Source organism: Streptomyces odonnellii (genome assembly GCF_000981895.1).
In the GTDB taxonomy this organism is placed as follows: domain Bacteria; phylum Actinomycetota; class Actinomycetes; order Streptomycetales; family Streptomycetaceae; genus Streptomyces; species Streptomyces odonnellii.
In genome coordinates, this window is sequence record NZ_LATD01000145.1 from 1 (window position 1) to 18,343 (window position 18,343).

The 18,343-nt window shown below is 71.6% G+C and carries 19 protein-coding genes; 12 read left to right on the forward strand and 7 right to left on the reverse strand.

The window, feature by feature from the left end; translation table 11 throughout:
• Together WH07_RS15005 and WH07_RS15010 are read left to right on the forward strand one after the other, a co-directional pair.
• Positions 1-309: DUF6758 family protein (locus WH07_RS15005; RefSeq protein WP_046500379.1), on the forward strand; the 309-nt coding region annotated here is incomplete at its 5' end.
• 222 nt (positions 310-531) lie between these two features.
• On the forward strand, positions 532-1,422 hold the full coding sequence (locus WH07_RS15010) for a PHP domain-containing protein (RefSeq protein ID WP_046500380.1): 891 nt from the start codon (positions 532-534) through the stop codon (positions 1,420-1,422).
• Positions 1,423-1,554: 132 nt separating this feature from the next.
• On the opposite strand, the gene WH07_RS40350 is transcribed toward WH07_RS15010, so the two are convergent.
• A complete protein-coding gene (locus WH07_RS40350) occupies positions 1,555-1,707 on the reverse strand; it encodes a hypothetical protein (RefSeq protein WP_198533811.1) in 153 nt (50 codons plus the stop codon).
• Between the two features lie 191 nt (positions 1,708-1,898).
• On the opposite strand from WH07_RS40350, the gene WH07_RS15015 reads away from it, so the two are divergent.
• Entirely contained in the window at positions 1,899-2,834 is a 936-nt protein-coding gene (locus WH07_RS15015) for an NYN domain-containing protein (RefSeq protein ID WP_046500381.1), read from the forward strand.
• An 81-nt stretch (positions 2,835-2,915) separates the two neighbouring features.
• On the opposite strand, the gene WH07_RS15020 is transcribed toward WH07_RS15015, so the two are convergent.
• Positions 2,916-3,767: an alpha/beta fold hydrolase gene (locus tag WH07_RS15020; protein ID WP_046500382.1), complete on the reverse strand. Its 852-nt coding sequence runs from the start codon at positions 3,765-3,767 to the stop codon at positions 2,916-2,918.
• 185 nt (positions 3,768-3,952) lie between these two features.
• Complete coding sequence (locus tag WH07_RS15025; RefSeq protein ID WP_046500393.1) at positions 3,953-5,854, reverse strand: DEAD/DEAH box helicase; 1,902 nt, start codon at positions 5,852-5,854, stop codon at positions 3,953-3,955.
• A 652-nt stretch (positions 5,855-6,506) separates the two neighbouring features.
• Here WH07_RS15025 and WH07_RS15030 point away from each other — a divergent pair.
• Positions 6,507-7,235, forward strand: coding sequence for a ferritin-like fold-containing protein (locus tag WH07_RS15030; protein ID WP_046500383.1), 729 nt, complete (start codon positions 6,507-6,509; stop codon positions 7,233-7,235).
• Positions 7,236-7,268: 33 nt separating this feature from the next.
• On the opposite strand, the gene WH07_RS15035 is transcribed toward WH07_RS15030, so the two are convergent.
• The 4 genes from WH07_RS15035 to WH07_RS15050 form a co-directional block, all read right to left on the reverse strand.
• Complete coding sequence (locus tag WH07_RS15035) at positions 7,269-7,538, reverse strand: hypothetical protein (RefSeq protein ID WP_046500384.1); 270 nt, start codon at positions 7,536-7,538, stop codon at positions 7,269-7,271.
• Positions 7,539-7,778: 240 nt separating this feature from the next.
• The gene (locus WH07_RS15040; protein ID WP_046500385.1) at positions 7,779-8,006 is read right to left on the reverse strand and encodes a DUF3107 domain-containing protein; all 228 of its coding nucleotides are present in this window, start codon (positions 8,004-8,006) and stop codon (positions 7,779-7,781) included.
• A 122-nt stretch (positions 8,007-8,128) separates the two neighbouring features.
• The gene (locus tag WH07_RS15045) at positions 8,129-8,770 is read right to left on the reverse strand and encodes a TetR/AcrR family transcriptional regulator (protein ID WP_046500386.1); all 642 of its coding nucleotides are present in this window, start codon (positions 8,768-8,770) and stop codon (positions 8,129-8,131) included.
• Positions 8,771-8,931: 161 nt separating this feature from the next.
• Positions 8,932-9,162 (reverse strand): hypothetical protein, encoded by a 231-nt coding sequence (locus WH07_RS15050; protein WP_046500387.1) that lies wholly within the window; start codon positions 9,160-9,162, stop codon positions 8,932-8,934.
• A gap of 131 nt (positions 9,163-9,293) precedes the next feature.
• Between WH07_RS15050 and WH07_RS15055 the strand changes: the two genes are divergently transcribed.
• From WH07_RS15055 to WH07_RS15085, 8 genes are all read left to right on the forward strand, one after another.
• Entirely contained in the window at positions 9,294-10,262 is a 969-nt protein-coding gene (locus tag WH07_RS15055; protein ID WP_046500388.1) for an alpha/beta fold hydrolase, read from the forward strand.
• Between the two features lie 8 nt (positions 10,263-10,270).
• Positions 10,271-11,806 (forward strand): DUF3152 domain-containing protein, encoded by a 1,536-nt coding sequence (locus WH07_RS15060; RefSeq protein ID WP_046500389.1) that lies wholly within the window; start codon positions 10,271-10,273, stop codon positions 11,804-11,806.
• A gap of 56 nt (positions 11,807-11,862) precedes the next feature.
• Positions 11,863-11,964 (forward strand): Ms4533A family Cys-rich leader peptide, encoded by a 102-nt coding sequence (locus tag WH07_RS41965; protein WP_332836356.1) that lies wholly within the window; start codon positions 11,863-11,865, stop codon positions 11,962-11,964.
• A gap of 216 nt (positions 11,965-12,180) precedes the next feature.
• Complete coding sequence (locus WH07_RS15065) at positions 12,181-13,905, forward strand: ABC transporter substrate-binding protein (RefSeq protein ID WP_046500390.1); 1,725 nt, start codon at positions 12,181-12,183, stop codon at positions 13,903-13,905.
• Complete coding sequence (locus tag WH07_RS15070) at positions 13,902-14,975, forward strand: ABC transporter permease (protein ID WP_408645849.1); 1,074 nt, start codon at positions 13,902-13,904, stop codon at positions 14,973-14,975. The genes WH07_RS15065 and WH07_RS15070 overlap by 4 nt, the downstream gene beginning before the upstream one ends.
• Positions 14,972-15,961, forward strand: a complete 990-nt coding sequence (locus WH07_RS15075) for an ABC transporter permease (protein WP_046500391.1) — start codon at positions 14,972-14,974, stop codon at positions 15,959-15,961. Before WH07_RS15070 ends, WH07_RS15075 begins: the two co-directional genes overlap by 4 nt.
• Before the next feature lie 128 nt (positions 15,962-16,089).
• Positions 16,090-17,784, forward strand: coding sequence for a dipeptide ABC transporter ATP-binding protein (locus WH07_RS15080; protein ID WP_106409577.1), 1,695 nt, complete (start codon positions 16,090-16,092; stop codon positions 17,782-17,784).
• Between the two features lie 189 nt (positions 17,785-17,973).
• Positions 17,974-18,343, forward strand: a 370-nt coding sequence (locus tag WH07_RS15085) for a DUF3492 domain-containing protein (RefSeq protein ID WP_157877346.1), incomplete at its 3' end; no start/stop codon positions are given.

The following is an 18,343-nucleotide window of genomic DNA, read 5'->3' on the forward strand; positions in this document are numbered from 1 at the left end:
GGGCTGGGGGCGCGGTACGCCGGGATGGACGGCCCCGATCCCGGACCGCACATCGGAGTCGACAAACCCCCGCAGGCCAAGCTGCTCGCCGCGGGCCGGCCCACCCCCCTCTGGCATGTCGCCCAGGCCCCCGACGACCGGGCGGTGTTCGCGGGCGAGGCGCTCGGACTGTGGCTGTGGGCGATCGTCTGGCCGGAGCAGTCGGGGCTGCTGCTCTACGACGAACTGGTGCTGACCGACCTGCGGGACGCGGGCGCCGAAGTGGAACTGCTGCCGTGCGGGGCGCTGTCACCCCGGCTGCTGTCCTGACCGCCGCGCGTTCCCCGGCTCTCCGGTACTTCCCCGTACCTCCGGCCTTTCCCACGGCTGTATCTCCCGTACCGCGTGTGTGCCGCGGGCAGCGGCGCGGCCGGCGCCGATCCGGGGTGTCCGAGCCCCCCCGTTATCCTTGAGGTCCTTGAACGCCCGTTGTGAGCGCCCGTGGTGAGCGCCCGCCCGGGAATGTCCGTCCGAGCCTCCGGAGCCCGTCCCGTGCGCATCGATCTGCACACCCACTCCACCGCCTCGGACGGCACGGACACCCCGGCCGAGCTGGTCCGTAACGCGGCCGGCGCGGGGCTCGACGTCGTCGCGCTCACCGACCACGACTCCACCCGGGGCCATGCCGAGGCGATCGCGGCCCTCCCCGGACTCGACCGGGACCTCACGCTGGTGACCGGCGCCGAGCTCTCGTGCCGGCTCGACGGCGTCAGCCTGCATCTGCTCGCGTATCTCTTCGACCCGTACGAGCCCGAGCTGCTGCGCGAACGCGAGCTGGTACGGGACGACCGCATACCCCGGGCACGCACCATGGTCGGCAAGCTCCAGGAGCTGGGCGTCCCGATCACCTGGGAACAGGTCGCCCGGATCGCCGGCGACGCCTCGCTCGGCCGTCCCCACATCGCCACCGCGCTCGTCGAGCTCGGTGTGGTCGAGACCGTCTCCGACGCCTTCACCCCCGAGTGGCTCGCCAACGGCGGGCGCGCGTACGCCGAGAAGCACGAGCTGGACCCGTTCGAGGCGATCCGGCTGGTCAAGGCCGCGGGCGGAGTCACGGTCTTCGCGCATCCGCAGGCGGTCAAGCGCGGTGAAGTCGTGCCCGATCCGGCCGTCGAGCGGTTCGCCGCCGCCGGTCTCGACGGCATGGAAGCCGACCATGTGGACCACGACGCCCCGACCCGGGCCCGGCTGCGTGCCCAGGCCGCCGATCTCGGGCTGCTGGTCACCGGCTCCAGCGACTACCACGGCAGCAGGAAGTCCGTACCGCTCGGGGCGTACACCACCGATCCGGAGGTCTACGCCGAACTCACCCGGCGCGCGTCCGGCGCCCGCCCGGTCCGGGCCGTGGCGCGGCAAGATGCAGACGAGCGGCCCCAGGCGTAAGCGGCCGTTGCACAGGCCCCCGTAAGCGTGCCCGTACAACGCCGGCGCCCCCGTACGGGTGATCCGTACAGGGGCGCGGTGTCGGCGGCGTGCGGTGCCGTGACCGGCACTGAACTCAGTAGGTGCGGGGGATTACGAGGCCGTGGATTCGGCGGGGCGGATATAGATGCGCTGGCCCTCTGCGGCGGCCTGCTGCACGATGCGGTTGACGGAGGCGGCGTCCACGACAGTGCTGTCGACAGCGGTGCCGTCGACGTCGTCGAGGCGCATGACTTCGAAGCGCACGGGCTTCTCCCTTCGTCTGATCCTCCGGTCGGAGAACTGTGGGTGACGGGATGTCCGTCGGTCGGTAGTACGTGAACGGTTACGTGTAGCTTCAACGGGTTGCCCACTGCAAATATTCCCTAGGCTAAGGAAATTCTTTGGGAGGCTAACTACTGGCGGGTACGGTGTCGTCCACAGAGAATGAAGCGCGTATGAACCAGGCAGAGGCCAACCCAGAGAGCAACCCGGATACCGGCCCCGGGATCACCGAGATCGCCGCCCGTCTGGAGCGGACGAACGAGCTGCTCCAGCGCATGCTCGCGGAGGTCGCCAAGACCCCGTCCACACATGCCATCTTCGTCGACGCCGGTTACGTCTATGCTGCGGCCGGGTTGCTTGTAGCGGGCACGGAAGACCGCCGCGCCTTTGATCTCGACGCCGAGGGGCTCATCGAGGCCTTCATCGACAAGGCCAGGATCATCTTCGCGGACAGCAGGCTGCTGCGGGTCTACTGGTACGACGGCGCCAGGCGGCGGATCCACACCCCCGAGCAGCAGTCCATCGCGGAGCTGCCCGACGTCAAGGTCAGGCTCGGCAATCTCAACGCCAACAACCAGCAGAAGGGCGTCGATTCACTGATCCGCACGGATCTCGAATCGCTCGCCAGGCACCGCGCCATCAGTGACGCGGCGCTGGTCGGCGGGGACGAGGACCTGGTGTCCGCGGTCGAGGCCGCGCAGGGGTACGGGGCACGGGTCCACCTCTGGGGCATCGAGGCCGGCGAGGGGCGCAACCAGGCCGAGCCGCTGCTCTGGGAGGTCGACAGCCAGCGCACCTTCGACCTCGAGTTCTGCAAGCCGTATGTCACCCGGCGCCCGGTCACCACATACGAGCACGAGGGCGAGCCGCCGCCCTCCCGCGACCAGGTCCGCTTCATCGGCGCGCAGATCGCGGCGACCTGGCTGGCGGAGCGCGGCCGGGAGTCGATGGTCGAACTGCTGCCGGGCCATCCGTATCTGCCGGGGCCGGTGGACCAGGACCTGCTGATCGAGGCGGAGAGGCTGCTCCAGCGGTCGCTGAGGGGGCACGCGATGCTGCGCCGGGCGCTGCGGGACGGCTTCTGGCAGCACCTCCAGTCGCAGTACTGACCGGCGCGAGTACTGCCGGAGGCGGTACTGACAGGCGCGGCACTGCTCCTTCAACGGCGTTTTCCGGCGCCCGGCCCGGGGTCAGTAGTGGCCGTCCCAGAAGTCCGTCAGCGCGGCGGCGGTCTCCAGCGGCCGGTCGGTGTTGGGGGAGTGCTGCGCCCCCGCGATCACCGTCCTGCGGGCCTTGAGCCGCTCCGCCATCGCGTCGAGCAGCGGCAGCGGCCAGGTGTCGTCGCGCTCCCCGGACAGCACATGCTTGGGCAGCGGCTGTACGGCGGCGAGTTCGGCCACCCGGTCGGGCTCCACCGAGAGCTGGCGGCCGGTGGCGATGAGCTGCGCCGGACTGGTCCGCAGCCAGCGCCTGCGCAGATCCTCGCCGTCGACGGGGGTCACGCCGTTGTCGGTGAGGGGGTCCATCGCGCGCATCGCCTCCCAGACCTGCGCCATGGACATCGTGGCAAGCGCGTCGCTGAGCAGCTTCACCCGCTCCCGCTGGGCGGGGGCGACCTGCGCGGGCCCGGAGGACATCAGCGTCAGGGTGCGGAACGGGCTCCGGTCCAGCAGCACCGCGGCGCGGGCGATCTGGCCGCCGAGCGAGTGCCCGAGCAGATGGACCGGGGTGCCGACCGCCTCCGCCTGCGCCAGTACATCGGCCGCCAACTCGCCCTGGGTGTAAGCCTCTTGGGTGTCCGGGCCCTCGGTCTCGTACTGTCCGCGGCCATCGACGGCGAGAGCGCGGTAACCGGCGTCCGCGAACGCTTCGAGCATCGAGTTGAAGTCCTCCTTGCTGCCGGTGTACCCGGGCAGCAGGAGCACGGTTCCCTGTGGCTCTCCGGCCGGCCGGCTGTCGAGCACGGCGAACCGGCCACGCCGGGTCGACAGGGTGCGGGCCTGGGCGCAGGAGGGCGGGACAAAGCTGGACGGCCGACTCATGCGACGAGGCTAACCGCGCGGCGCAAGCCGGGTGCGATCAGGTCAGTGGCCGGACAGTCCATGGCCGAACAGGTCCATGGACGACGGGAGAGCACCGGCCGGGCCGCGGACCGTACGCCGATGGCCCGGCGCCCCTGGTGAGGGACGCCGGGCCATCGGACGAATCCGCTGAATCCGCGGCCGGATCAGCTTTCGGTCTTGGCCACGGTCGTACGCGTACGGCGGCGGCGCGGCTTGGGCACCGCCTCCGCCTCCGGTGCCTCGGGCACCTCGGCGGCGGGCTCGACGGCCTTGGCGGCACGGGTACGGCGACGGGGCCTGGCCTCCGCCACGGGAGCCTCGGCGGGGTCGGCCACCGCCTCGGCCACCGTCTCGGTCACGGGGGGCATGGCGGCCCGGGTCCGTCTGCGCGGCTTGGCCTCGGCAACGGGCGCCTCGGCGGTCACCACGGCCACAGCCGCCTCGGCCGCCTCGCCCGCTTCGGCGACCGGCTTCGCGGCCCGGGTGCGGCGGCGGCGCGGCTTGGGCGCTGCTTCGGCCTCCGGCTCCGCCGGGGCGAGAACGTCCGCGTCCGGGCTCGCCGGCACGGTCTCCAGGACCGGAGCCTCCAGGACCGGAGCACCGGCCTCGGCCGCCGCCGGGGTGCCGCCCCGGGTGCGACGGCGGCGGCGCGGAGTGCGCGGCTCGGCCGGCTGCTCCGCGGTCACGCCCTGCGGCACGTCCATCGGCACGGCCGTCTGGAACTGCGGCTCCGCCGTCTGGAACTGCGGTTCCGCGGCGGCTCCGTCCAGCGCGGCCCCGCCCCGGGTACGCCGCCGCTGGCGCGGGGTGCGCGTACGGGCCGGGCGCTCTTCCCGTACCGCCGAAGAGGCCGCCGACTTGCGGCCGCGGCCGCCCGTCTCGCCCAGGTCCTCGACCCGCTCGGCCGAGAGGCCGGCGCGGGTGCGCTCGGCGCGCGGCAGCACGCCCTTGGTCCCGGCCGGGATGTTCAGCTCCTCGAACAGGTGCGGAGACGTCGAATACGTCTCCGGCGGGTCCGGGAAACCGAGGTCGAGCGCCTTGTTGATGAGCTGCCAGCGCGGGATGTCGTCCCAGTCGACCAGCGTCACCGCCGTACCGGACGCGCCCGCGCGGCCCGTGCGGCCGATGCGGTGGAGGTAGGTCTTCTCCTCCTCCGGCGACTGGTAGTTGATGACATGCGTCACACCTTCGACATCGATTCCGCGCGCGGCGACGTCCGTACAGACCAGGACATCCACCTTGCCGTTGCGGAACGCGCGCAGCGCCTGCTCGCGGGCGCCCTGGCCGAGGTCGCCGTGGACCGCGCCGGAGGCGAAGCCGCGCTGGGCGAGCTGGTCGGCGATGTCGGCTGCCGTACGCTTGGTGCGGCAGAAGATCATCGCGAGTCCGCGGCCCTCGGCCTGGAGGATGCGCGCGACCATCTCCGGCTTGTCCATGGAGTGCGCGCGGTAGACCCGCTGGGTCGTGTTGGCGACGGTCGCGCCCTCGTCGTCGGGCGAGGTGGCGCTGATGTGCGTGGGCTGCGACATGTACCGCCGGGCGAGCCCGATGACCGCGCCCGGCATGGTCGCCGAGAAGAGCATGGTTTGGCGCTTGGGCGGCAGAAGCTGGATGATCTTCTCGACATCGGGCAGGAAGCCGAGGTCGAGCATCTCGTCGGCCTCGTCCAGCACGAGCGCGCGCACATGCGAGAGGTCGAGCTTCTTCTGGCCCGCCAGATCGAGGAGCCGGCCCGGAGTGCCGACAATCACATCGACGCCCTTCTTGAGGGCCTCGACCTGAGGTTCGTACGCCCGGCCGCCGTAGATGGCCAGCACGCGTACGTTCCGCACCTTGCCGGCCGTGAGGAGGTCATTGGTGACCTGCGTGCACAGCTCGCGGGTGGGGACGACGACAAGCGCCTGGGGGGCGTTGGTGAGCAGTTCCGGCACGGCCCGGCCGGATTCGACGTCGGCGGGGACGGTGACGCGCTCCAGCAGCGGCAGACCGAAGCCGAGCGTCTTGCCCGTGCCGGTCTTGGCCTGTCCGATGACATCCTTGCCGGACAGTGCGACGGGGAGCGTCATCTCTTGGATGGGGAACGGAGACAGAATGCCGACGGCTTCAAGCGCCTCGGCCGTCTCGGGGAGGATTCCGAGTTCTCGGAAAGTCGTAGTCAGGGTGCTGCCTCTTCTGTGAGACGCGGCGCGAGGCGAACGCTGGGGGTCGTACCGCACCTGGGTACTCGGCCGGCCGTGGGTTGGCCGGGTGGCGCGGGACCACTGCCGTCGCTCGAGCGCTCGTGCCGCTGAGGGGGCCCCTCATCTGCGGTCATACGCTGCTGACGCGTACGGTCCGCGTGGAGGGCGGTCGGGTCGGAGCCGATCGGGCCACCGACCGGGCATCCTCATGGGGCCTGTCCGAGGAATGGACCCTCGGTCAAAACACTTCCACACTGCAAGGGCCTGCCGAACGATCAGCAGGCTCCTTATCACTGTACCCCGGAATCGCGCATGTGTGTCGGGGAAAGTTCATGGAGGGCCCGTCCACCGGTGCTGGACAGGCCCTTCCTCCATGCGCACGGCGGACTATTGTGCCGTCCGTGACTCCTCCCCCAAAGGGGCTTCTCACCTGGCCGCGCGGCGGTCTGATGACGGACGAGCCCTGCCCGGCGCAGTGACGCGCAGTGGTTAGTCTATCGCCACATGTGATGTAAGACAGACGAACTGGAAGGTTGCCGTGGCAGACAGCGAGAACCGAGACAGCGCGAACACGGGGATCGCCGCCCAGAACTGGGACACGGCCTCCACGGAGCCGCAGTACCGCGCCGCGGTCGTGGATCTCCTCGGGGCGCTCGCCTATGGCGAGCTGGCGGCCTTCGAGCGGCTCGCCGAGGACGCCAAGCTGGCGCCCACCCTCGCCGACAAGGCCGCGCTGGCGAAGATGGCCTCGGCCGAGTTCCACCACTTCGAGCGGCTCAGCGACCGGCTGAAGGCCATCGACGCCGAGCCGACCGACGCGATGGAGCCGTTCGCCAAGGCCCTGGACGACTTCCACCGCCAGACCGCGCCGTCGGACTGGCTGGAGGGCCTGGTCAAGGCGTACGTGGGGGACTCGATCGCCAGCGACTTCTACCGCGAGGTGGCCGCGCGGCTCGACATCGACACCCGCTCGCTGGTGCTCGCGGTGCTGGACGACACCGGGCACGGCAACTTCGCCGTGGAGAAGGTACGGGCCGCGATCGAGGCCGAGCCCCGGGTCGGCGGGCGGCTGGCGCTGTGGGCACGGCGGCTGATGGGCGAGGCGCTGTCGCAGGCGCAGCGGGTGGTGGCCGATCGGGACGCGCTCTCCACGATGCTGGTCGGCGGGGTGGCCGACGGGTTCGATCTCGCGGAGGTCGGCCGGATGTTCTCCCGGATCACCGAGGCGCACACCAAGCGGATGGCCGCTCTGGGACTGGCCGCCTGAGCCCCGGGCCCACCGGGCTCCCCGGGCCGTGCGTCAGGACGGCATGGCCCGGTGCAGCGGGCGGCCCGCGGGGCGGATCAGCAGCGACAGCAGCACCACCCCCACCAGCAGCGCGCCGCCCAGTGTCAGCAGGGTGTGGCCGGGGCCGAGCGCCATGTGCGTCAGATAGGCACCGAAGAGGGCACCGAGCGGGCCGGTGGTGAACACCGTGCGGTACGCGGGAAGCCGGTCGGACAGCAGGTGGGACGCGACCCAGGAGAGACCGAGCCCGAGCAGGGCCGACACAAGAGCTACCCAGAGCACTGCTGATCACCTCACGACACCAGAAGCACATGGTGGTCCGGACCTGTTGGCCCAGCACGTCACTACCCGTGGTGCGCGGAACGCAACCCTCCTGAGATCCCCCGGACACGATCAACGGCGGGGTCAGTCGGGTGCGGAGGGACCGTCCGTACAGCGCAAAGCCCGGCCCGTACGGTCCGCACAGCGTGATGGCCCGGCGGGACACTCCCGCCGGGCCATCACGAAGCGACACCCGGAGCGCTACAGCGCGCCGAATCCGACCCGCCGGGTCGTCGGCTCACCGATCTCCACGTACGCGACCCGCTCGGCCGGTACGAGCACCTTGCGCCCCTTGTCGTCGGTGAGGCTGAGCAACTGCGCCTTGCCGGCCAGCGCGTCGGCCACGGCGCGCTCGACCTCCTCGGCGGACTGCCCGCTCTCCAGAACGATCTCCCGGGGCGCGTGCTGCACGCCGATCTTGACCTCCACGGCTATGTCCCTCCGAACGGTCAGTGCGTTGCGCGGCCAGCCGCGCTGTACTCAGCACACACTAGTGCCGGGAATCCACTGGGAAGACACCGTGCTGAACGCCCGCAGCGAACACGGGACGTTCAGTGCTGTTCGCCGCCGTGCAGCGGGAAGCCCGCGATGCCCCGCCAGGCCAGCGACGTGAGCAGCCGGACCGCCTGGTCGCGGGGGATTGCGGATTCGCTGGAGAGCCAGTAGCGGGCGACCACCTGGGAGACCCCGCCGAGGCCCACGGCCAGCAGCATGGACTCCTCCTTGGAGAGCCCGGTGTCCTCGGCGATCACCTCGGAGATGGCCTCGGCGCACTGGAGGGCGACCCGGTCGACGCGCTCGCGCACCGCCGGTTCGTTCGTCAGGTCCGACTCGAAGACCAGCCGGAACGCGCCGCCCTCGTCCTCGACATAGGCGAAGTACGCGTCCATGGTCGCCTCGACGCGCAGCTTGTTGTCGGTGGTCGAGGCGAGCGCGGTACGGACCGCCTGGAGAAGCGCTTCGCAGTGCTGGTCGAGCAGCGCGAGATACAGCTCCAGCTTGCCGGGGAAGTGCTGGTACAGGACGGGCTTGCTGACTCCGGCCCGCTCGGCGATGTCGTCCATCGCCGCGGCGTGGTACCCCTGCGCGACGAAGACTTCCTGTGCCGCGCCCAGAAGCTGATTGCGTCGGGCGCGGCGGGGCAGGCGCGTGCCTCGCGGGCGCGCCGCCTCGGTCTGCTCTATGGCTGTCACGCCGCCTCCCAGAAATCGTGCCGAACGCGCTGTGCGCCGCCCCGCCATCGTACTTTTGGGTAACGGGGCTGTGCGCGGGCGGAACGCAGAATTTCACGGACCGGGACGGCCACGGTAGCGGGGGCGGCCGACCTGGCCCACTTCAGAGCACCTGGCCGGGGTCAGCGGTAGCCCTCCTCGTCCTCGTCCAGGTCGACCGCCCGGGCCTGCTCGGCCGCATCACCCTCACTCACCGTGTCCGGATCGACATGTGTCAGCGGTTCGTCGCCGTGGCGGCGCACCTCGGCGTGCTGCTCCGCGGCGTCGGCCTCGGGGGTCTCCTCGGGCAGTTCGGCGCTCTCGTCCTGGTCGTCGGTCTCGAAGGTGTCCGGATCCGTGGGGTCGACCGGCATAAGTGACCTTTCACTGGCCTTTCTCCGTATGGTCCTCTTCATGCAGCCTAGGAGCCCGGGATGCCGGACGCCATGCGGCCTGTGACGGCGAACACACAATGCCGGGCGTGATCGTCTCGTAACATTGCCGCATGTCTTCGACCGAGCTGCCGGAATCCATTGCCGCCGCCGTGGCTCCGAAGGTGAGCCCCGTGCGGGTCGCCGAGGGGGAGACGCTCCGTACCGTGGCGCTGCCCGGACTCACCCTGTCGGTACGGGCACGGCCCGCGACCCGGCCGGGAGCGCCGCCCGCGCTGTATGTGCACGGGCTGGGCGGCTCCTCGCGGAACTGGTCGGGGATCATGCCCCTGCTGGCGGACCTGCTCGACGGCGAGGCGGTCGATCTGCCCGGCTTCGGGGACTCGCCGCCGCCGGACGACGGCAACTACTCGGTCACCGGGCATGCCCGCGCGGTGATCCGGATGCTGGACTCGGGGCGGCGCGGGCCCGTGCATCTCTTCGGGAACTCGATGGGCGGCTCGGTCGCCACCGTGGTCGCGGCGGCCCGGCCGGATCTGGTGCGGACCCTGACGCTGGTCTCGCCGGCGCTGCCGGAGATCCGCGTCCAGCGCTCCGCGGTGCCCACCGCGCTGCTGGCGCTGCCCGGGGCCGCCGCGCTGTTCGGCAGGATGACGCGCGAGTGGTCGGCGGAGCAGCGGACACGGGGGGTGCTCGCGCTCTGTTACGGGAATCCCTCGTCGATCACCGAGCAGGAACTGCGGGACGCGGTGCGGGAGATGGAGCGCCGGCTTCAACTGCCGTATTTCTGGGACGCGATGACCCGTTCCGCGCGCGGTATCGTCAACGCGTACACCTTGGGCGGTCAACACGCACTGTGGCGGCAGGCCGAGCGGGTGCTGGCCCCGACGCTGCTCGTCTACGGCGGGCGGGATCAGCTCGTTTCGTACCGTATGGCACGGAAGGCGTCGGCCGCTTTCCGTGATTCACGGCTCCTTACGCTCCCTGACGCCGGGCATGTCGCCATGATGGAGTACCCGCGGGAGGTCGCGCAGGCCGCCCGGGAACTGATCGACAACGCCGACAAGACCGACAGGAGCTGATCCGGGGCGTGGGACGACACAGCCGCAGAGGCCCCGCACCTCAGGGCTCGCCGAGCCCGGCCGGTGTCGTGCCCGCAGAGTCGGACCCGGACCCGGATCCGGAGGGCCCCGGCAGAGGCAGGCGCAGGCGCGCGGCAGCCGCCGGGGACGAGGCCGCGTACGGCACTCCGGCGCACGGCACCCCGGTGTACGGCGGCACTCCCGCGCACGGCGTGCCGAGGGTACGGGGCGGCCACCCCGAACAGCGTGAGGCGGGCGGCGGCTGGGGCACCGGCCAGCGCTACGGCGACTGGCAGGGCGCGGCTCCGCGCCGGCCCGGCCCGCACGGCGCGGGCGCGCCGGGCGCGACGCCCGGGCCCCGTACGCCCGGTGCGGGTACGCCCGGAGGCACGGTCCGTGAGACCGGGGCGCCGGGGCCGGGAGCCCCCGGGGGCGGTATGCCGGGCGGCGGCGTGCCGGGCGCCCGAGGGCCCGGATCCCGAGGGCCCGGAGCCGGGACCCTCAAGGGCGCGCGCCCCGGGGCCCGGGTCCCCCTGGACGCCACGCCCGCCGCCGGGACGCCGCTGATCCCCGGGCCCCGGCGCGAGTTCATCGACGCGTTCGACGCCGACGCCTTCGACGCGCCGGGTGCGCGGACCGGCGTACGGGAAGCGGCTCCGCCGGGGCGGGACGGTGGCGGACCGGACGCGGGTCCGGACACCCCGGAGCAGCCCGAGGCCGAGCAGCCCGCGAAGGGCAGCAAGGGGCGGGCGCTCACCGGGATCGCCGCCGCCGCGGTCACCACCGTGCTCGCGGTCGTCGTCGCCGGGCAGGTCACCGGCGGCGAGCCGTCCGGCGCCCGCGCCGCCGACGGACTCGACCGCGCCGAGGACGACATCGCGTCCCGCTCCGACGGCCGGGCCGCCCCCTCCGCCGTGCAGCCGGACGCGCCCGTTCCGCCGCCCACCTACGCGGAGCTGATGACCCGTCAGTTCCCGCTCGATCCCCAGCTCACCGCCTCCGGCCGCTTCACCGCCGTACCCGGCCTCGACCGGGCGCCCGGCAAGGGCCAGAAGTTCCGCTACCGCGTGGACATCGAGAACGGCCTCGGGCTGGACGGCGCGCTCTTCGCCGACGCCGTACAGAAGACCCTCAACGACGAGCGGAGCTGGGCGCACGACGGCGCCATGACCTTCGAACGCGTCTCCAGCGGCAAGCCCGACTTCGTGATCACCCTGGCGAGCCCCGGCACCACGGGCGTCTGGTGCGCCAAGTCCGGTCTGGACACCACCGTCGACAACGTGTCGTGCGACTCCGCCTCCACCGACCGCGTCATGATCAACGCCTTCCGGTGGGCGCAGGGCTCGAAGACCTTCGGTGCGAAGGCGATGCTCGGCTACCGCCAGATGCTGATCAACCATGAGGTCGGCCACCGGCTCGGGCACAACCATGTGATCTGCCGCACGCCCGGCGCACTCGCCCCGGTGATGCAGCAGCAGACCAAGTCCCTGGACATCGACGGCATAAAGTGCAGGCCCAACCCCTGGGTGTTTCCCAACACTTGAGACGCGCGTCTCAAAGTGCGTTGACATCACGGGCAGGGTCGTTCATATTTCTCGGCATGTCCCCCCACCACCGCGCCACCGCCGTCGGGCACGCCGCGATAGAGCTGACGCTCATCGGCGTCACCGCGCTGTGCGTGGCAGACATCCACTGTCGCTGACGCCTGCCCGAGCGCGCGCCGGCCGTTCCTGAAGGCCGTGCGAGTCCGCGCCTGGGCGTACCACTCCGTCCGTACCCAGGCGCGGCATGAACCGGTTCCACCTTTTCCGCTCTCCACCGCTGCCGCCTGCGCGGACACCGGGCGATTCCCGCCCCGTACCCGTCCCGTACGTCCCGCACGATTCCGCCCGCGCAGCAACCGAGAGGCTTTCTTCCCATGCGTCAACCGTCCGCAAGATCCCGCCGCCTGGCAGCGGCAGCCATCAGCCTGGCCCTGGCCATGGGTGCCGCCGCCTGCTCGGGCCCCCAGGACAACGATGCCAAGGCCGACGGCGCGAGCAAGGGCACGCCGCAGAAGGGCGGCAAGCTCACGGTGCTGAACACCGAGCCGCAGTCCGACTTCGACCCGGCGCGCCTCTACACCTCCGGCGGCGGGAACGTCCCCTCGCTGGTCTTCCGTACGCTCACCACCCGCAACCGCGCGAACGGCGCTGCGGGCACGAAGGTCGTCCCCGACCTCGCCACCGACACCGGGCGCCCCAACGCGGACGCCACGGAGTGGACGTACACCCTCAAGGAGGGGCTGAAGTACGAGGACGGCACCCCGATCACCAGCGCCGACATCAAATACGGCGTCGAGCGCTCCTTCGCCGCCGAACTCTCCGGCGGCGCGCCCTATCTGCGCGACTGGCTGGTCGGCGGCGCCGACTACCAGGGCCCGTACAAGGACCCCAAGGGCCTCGCCTCGATCGAGACCCCCGACGACAAGACCATCGTCTTCAAACTCCGCAAGCCCGAGGGCGACTTCCCCTTCCTGGCCACCGCCACCCAGTTCGCACCGGTGCCGAAGGCCAAGGACGACGGGGCCAAGTACGAGGAGCACCCGGTCTCGTCCGGCCCGTACAAGGTCGTCAAGAACGAGGACGACGGGCGGCGCCTCCTCCTGGAGCGCAACCCCAACTGGTCGGAGAAGACCGACGACCAGCGGCACGCCTACCCGGACACCATCGATGTGCAGTCCGGTCTCGACTCGGCCGTCATCAACCAGCGGCTGTCCACCAGTTCGGGCGCCGACGCCGCCGCCGTCACCACCGACACCAACCTGGGCCCGGCCGAACTCGCCCAGATCGGCAGTGACAAGGCCCTCGCCGCGCGCGTCGGCACCGGCCACTTCGGCTACACCAACTACCTCGCCTTCAACCCGAAGGTGAAGCCGTTCGACAACCTCAAGGTGCGCCAGGCGATTTCGTACGCCATCAACCGCACCAGTGTGATCAACGCGGCCGGCGGCTCCGCGCTCGCCGAGCCCGCGACGACCTTCCTGCCCGACCAGGCCGCCTTCGGCTACACGCCGTACGACCACTTCCCGGCGGGCAAGACGGGGAACCCGGCCAAGGCCAAGGAGCTGCTGAAGGAGGCCGGTTACCCGAACGGGCTGACCATCTCCCTCACCCACTCCACCGTGCAGAACCGGGAGACGAGCCCCGAAGTCGCCACCGCCGTACAGGAGTCGCTCAAGCAGGCCGGGATCACGGTCAAGCTGGTCGGCCTCGAAGCCAACGCGTTCAACGAGGCGCGCTGGAGCGTCACCAAGTCGCCCGGCTTCTTCCTCTCCCGCTGGGGCGCCGACTGGCCGTCCGGCGGTCCCTTCCTGGCGCCGATCTTCGACGGCCGGCAGATCGTCAAGGACGGCTCCAACTTCAACCACGCCCAGTTCGACGACCCCGCCGTCAACAAGGAGATCGACGAGATCAACAAGCTCACGGACCTGGCCGCCGCCGCCAAGCGGTGGGGCGCGCTCGACCGGAAGATCGGTGAGCAGGCCCTCGACGTACCGCTCTTCCACCCGGTCTACAAGCGGCTGTACGGCAAGGACGTCAAGAACATCGTGATCAGCGACTGGACCGGTGTCCTCGACGTCTCGCAGGTCGCGGTCAAGTGAGTACGGTTCCCGATCTGCCGGCGTCCGGGGCGAAGGCGGGTGCCGCCACGGTGGTGCCCGCCGCCGCCTCGGACGCCCGTCAGGCCTGGCGGCGGCTGCGCCGGCGCCCCTCGGCCGTCATCTCCACGAGCGTCCTCGGACTGCTCGTGGTGCTCGCGGTCGCGGCGCCGCTGCTCGCCGCCGCCGAGGGCCAGGACGCGAACACCTACCACGACGCGCTGGTGGACTCGGCGCGCGGCGGGGTGCCGATCGGCTCGTTCGGCGGGGTGAGCGGCGACCACTGGCTCGGGGTCGAACCGGGCACCGGGCGCGATCTGTTCGTACGGCTGCTGTACGGGGCCCGGGTCTCGCTGCTGGTCGCGGTGGGCGCCACCGTCGTGCAGGTGCTGATCGGGATCGCGGTCGGTCTCGCCGCGGGGCTGGGGAACCGGCTCCTCGACACCGTGCTCAGCCGGTTCACGGATGTGATGGTCGCGCTGCCCATGCTGGTGCTCGCCATCGCGCTGACCGCCGTCGTATCGGCCGACTTCCCGCGCCCGCTGCTGCTGATCCTGGTGATCGGACTGCTCAACTGGGGCGCCACGTCCCGGATCGTACGGGCGCAGACGCTCACCCTGAAACAGCTCGACTTCGTCGCCGCGGCCCGGCTCGCGGGGTCCGGGCGCTGGCGGGTGGCGCGGCGTGAGCTGCTGCCCTCGCTCGCCGCGCCCGTGATCACCTACGCGGCGATCCTGCTGCCCATCAACATGGTGATCGAGGCGTCCCTGTCCTTCCTGGGCGTCGGGGTCAAACCGCCGACGCCGTCCTGGGGGCAGATGCTGTCGAGCGCGCAGACCTGGTTCCGCGCGGATCCGATGTACGTACTGCTGCCGGCCGGGATGCTGTTCGTGACCGTGCTCGCCTTCACCGCCCTGGGCGACGCGGTACGGGCGGCACTCGACCCGCGTGAGGCGGTGCGGCTGCGGGTCGGGACGCGGGCGTCGTCCCGTGGCCGGACCGCTCGTACCGCACGTGCCGCGGCTTCCGAGGCCGCCGCGGCAGCCGATCTCCGCAAGGACACCTCCTCATGACGCGCTATCTGCTCAAACGGCTCGGCGGCGCGGTGCTGGTCCTGCTCGTGCTCTCCGTCGCGATCTACGCGCTCTTCTATCTGGCGCCCGGCGACCCCGCGCGGCTCGCCTGCGGCGACCGGTGCAGCACCCAGCAGGTCGAGCAGGTACGCCGGCAGCTCGGTCTCGACGAGTCGGTCTACGCGCAGTACGCGCACTTCCTCCAGGGCATCGTCACCGGGCGCGACTACTCCACCGGCACGGCCGTGCTGCACTGCGACGCACCGTGCCTCGGCTTCTCGTACCAGACCGACCAGCAGGTCACGGCGCTGATCCTGGACCGGCTGCCCGCGACCGTCTCCCTCGCGGTGGGCGCGATGGTGATCTGGCTGGCCGTCGGCGTCGGCACCGGACTGCTGTCCGCGCTGCGCCGCGGCGGGATCACCGAGCGCGCGCTGACGTTGCTCACGCTGGCCGGGACGGGCACGCCGGTGTTCATCCTCGGGCTGCTGCTCCTGATGGTGGTCTGCGCGTACTTGCAGTGGCTGCCGTTCCCGACGTACGTACCGCTCACCGAGGACCCCGAGCAGTGGGCGTGGAACATGCTGCTGCCATGGCTCACCCTGGGCTTCTTCGAGAGCGCCAAATACGCCCGGCTCACCCGCAGTTCGACGCTGGAGACGCTGGCCGAGGACCATATCCGCACCTTCCGCGCCTATGGCGTCGGGGAGCGGGCGGTCGTCGGGCGGCACGCGCTGCGCGGGGCCGTACCGCCGGTGATCGCGCTCAGCGCGCTGGACTTCGGCACGGTGATGGGCGGGGCGGTGATCACCGAGTCCCTCTTCAACATTCCCGGGATCGGCAAGACACTGATCGACGGCGTGCGTGAGATCGATCTGCCGGTGGTGGTCGGGGTGGTGCTGGTGATCGGCGCCGCCGTCGTGCTGGCGAACGTGGTGGCCGATCTGCTGTACGCGGCCGCCGACCGGAGGGTGGTGCTGCATTGACCCGCGTAACTCCTGAGACTTCCGGGACTCCGGAGACTCCGGCGGCTTCTGGGACTCCTGAGCCTTCGGGGGCTTCCGCGGCTTCTGGGGTTTCTCTGACTTCCGGGACTCCCGCGACGGCGGGCCTGGTGGAGGTCGACGGCCTCACGGTGGACTTCGCGCTGGGGGAGGAGACCGTACGGGCCGTCGACCGGCTGTCCTTCTCGCTGGCCGCGGGCCGGGCGATCGGCCTGGTCGGCGAGTCCGGCAGCGGCAAGAGCACCGTCGCGGGCGCGCTCCTCGGGCTGCACCGCGGGACCGGCGCGCGGGTCGGCGGGACGGTGCGCGTGAACGGTACGGACGTGGGCACCGCGTCCGACCGTGAACTGCGCGCCCTGCGGGGGGCGGTGGCCGCGATGGTCTTCCAGGACCCGCTTTCCTCCCTCGACCCGTACTACGCCGTCGGCGACCAGATCGCCGAGGTCTACCGGGTCCACACCGCCGCCACCCGGCGGGCCGCCCGCGCGCGGGCCGTCGAGGTGCTGGACCGCGTGGGCATCCCCGACGCGGCGCGCCGGGCGGACGCCAGACCGCACGAGTTCAGCGGCGGTATGCGCCAGCGCGCGCTCATCGCGATGGCGCTGGCCTGCGAGCCGCGCCTGCTGATCGCCGACGAGCCGACCACGGCCCTGGACGTGACCGTCCAGGCCCAGATCCTCGATCTGCTGCACGATCTGCGGCACGAGACCGGGATGGGGCTGCTGCTGGTGACCCATGACGTGGGGGTCGCGGCGGAGAGCGTGGACGAGGTACTGGTGATGCGGCACGGGCGCGAGGTGGAGCGCGGTCCGGTCGCGGAGGTGCTGGGCGCGCCGCGGGAGACGTACACCCGGGCGCTGCTGTCGGCGGTGCCACGGGTGGACGGGCCAGTGGTGCGGGGCTCGGGCGGGACTGCTGAGACGTCCGAGGCCCCGGGCCGGGCATCGGACGGGGCGCCCGCCGTGGGCGATGTGCTGATCGAAGCGGTGGATCTGCGGCGGGAGTTCCGGCGCGGGCGGCGGACCGTCAGCGCCGTCGACGGGGTCTCGCTCACCGTCGGCGCCGGCGAGACCCTCGGCATCGTCGGCGAGAGCGGCAGCGGCAAGACCACCCTGGGCCGGATGCTCGTACGGCTCCTCGATCCGACCGAGGGGCGGCTGCGCTACCGGGGTACGGAGATCGGGGCGGCGCCCGAGAAGCAACTGCGGCCCTTCCGCCGCGAGTTGCAGATGATCTTCCAGGACCCGGTCTCCTCGCTCAATCCCCGCCGGTCGGTCGGGGAGTCGGTGGCCGATCCGCTGCGGGCGGCCGGTGTGCTGGACGAGGACCGCGTCGTCGGGCGCGTACGGGAGCTGCTGGAACGGGTCGGACTCGATCCCGACCGGTACGACCGCTATCCGCACGAGTTCAGCGGGGGGCAGCGCCAGCGGGTCGGTATCGCCCGGGCGCTGGCCGCCGAGCCCCGGCTGATCGTCTGCGACGAACCCGTGTCGGCACTGGATGTCACCACTCAGGCGCAGGTCACCGCGCTGCTCGCGGAACTCCAGCGGGAACTCGGCCTGGCCCTGGTCTTCATCGCCCATGACCTCGCGGTCGTACGGCAGGTCAGTGACCGGGTCGCGGTGATGCGGCACGGCAGGATCGTGGAGCAGGGGACGGTCGAGGAGGTGTACGGGGCGCCCTCCGACCCGTACACACGGCAACTGCTCGCCGCCGTGCCCGCACTCGATCCGGTGCTCGCCGCCGAGCGCCGTGCGGCCAGGAAGACGCTGCCTCCGGTGGCCGAGAAGGTCACCGCCGCCTGACCCTGTGTAGCTGGACCGCTTCATAGCGCAACAAAACGCTACCGGTCCGGGAAAGTTACGTGCATTCACCCCTTCTGGTGGCGCGACGGACAACCGTCCGTCGCGCCACCGGCATATCCGCTTACGGTCGTCCCGCTGCGAGTCGCCGGCCAACGGCGGCTGCCCACAAGGGAGATCGGGGGTGTGCTCGTGCGGATCGGATTGCTTACGGACGGTGGGTATCCGTATGCGACGGGTGAATCCAGGCTCTGGTGCGACCGGCTCGTGCGCGGGCTCGTACAGCACGAGTTCGACATCTACGCGCTGAGCCGCAGCGCGCGGCAGGAGGCGCGCGGCTGGACTGAGCTGCCACGCCGGATCCAGCGGGTGCGCACGGCGCCGCTCTGGGCGCCGGCGGACATCGGGCGGGGGTACGGGCGGCGCGACCGGCGGCGCTTCGCGGACCACTTCGGCCGGCTGGTCACGGCTGTCTGCTCGGAGCCGGGCCAAGCGAATGCCGAGACGGTTGCCGAAACGGTTGGGGACGCGGGCAGCGGGGGCGGCGTGGCGGGCGGAACGG

Coding starts and splice junctions, on each gene's coding strand:
- WH07_RS15055 (WP_046500388.1), top strand. CDS start 9,294: ATGTCTTCGACCGAGCTGCCGGAATCCATTGCCGCCGCCGTGGCTCCG.
- WH07_RS15025 (WP_046500393.1), bottom strand. CDS start 5,854: ATGACGCTCCCCGTCGCACTGTCCGGCAAGGATGTCATCGGACAGGCC.
- WH07_RS15050 (WP_046500387.1), bottom strand. CDS start 9,162: ATGCCGGTCGACCCCACGGATCCGGACACCTTCGAGACCGACGACCAG.
- WH07_RS15015 (WP_046500381.1), top strand. CDS start 1,899: ATGAACCAGGCAGAGGCCAACCCAGAGAGCAACCCGGATACCGGCCCC.
- WH07_RS41965 (WP_332836356.1), top strand. CDS start 11,863: ATGTCCCCCCACCACCGCGCCACCGCCGTCGGGCACGCCGCGATAGAG.
- WH07_RS15075 (WP_046500391.1), top strand. CDS start 14,972: ATGACGCGCTATCTGCTCAAACGGCTCGGCGGCGCGGTGCTGGTCCTG.
- WH07_RS15065 (WP_046500390.1), top strand. CDS start 12,181: ATGCGTCAACCGTCCGCAAGATCCCGCCGCCTGGCAGCGGCAGCCATC.
- WH07_RS15020 (WP_046500382.1), bottom strand. CDS start 3,767: ATGAGTCGGCCGTCCAGCTTTGTCCCGCCCTCCTGCGCCCAGGCCCGC.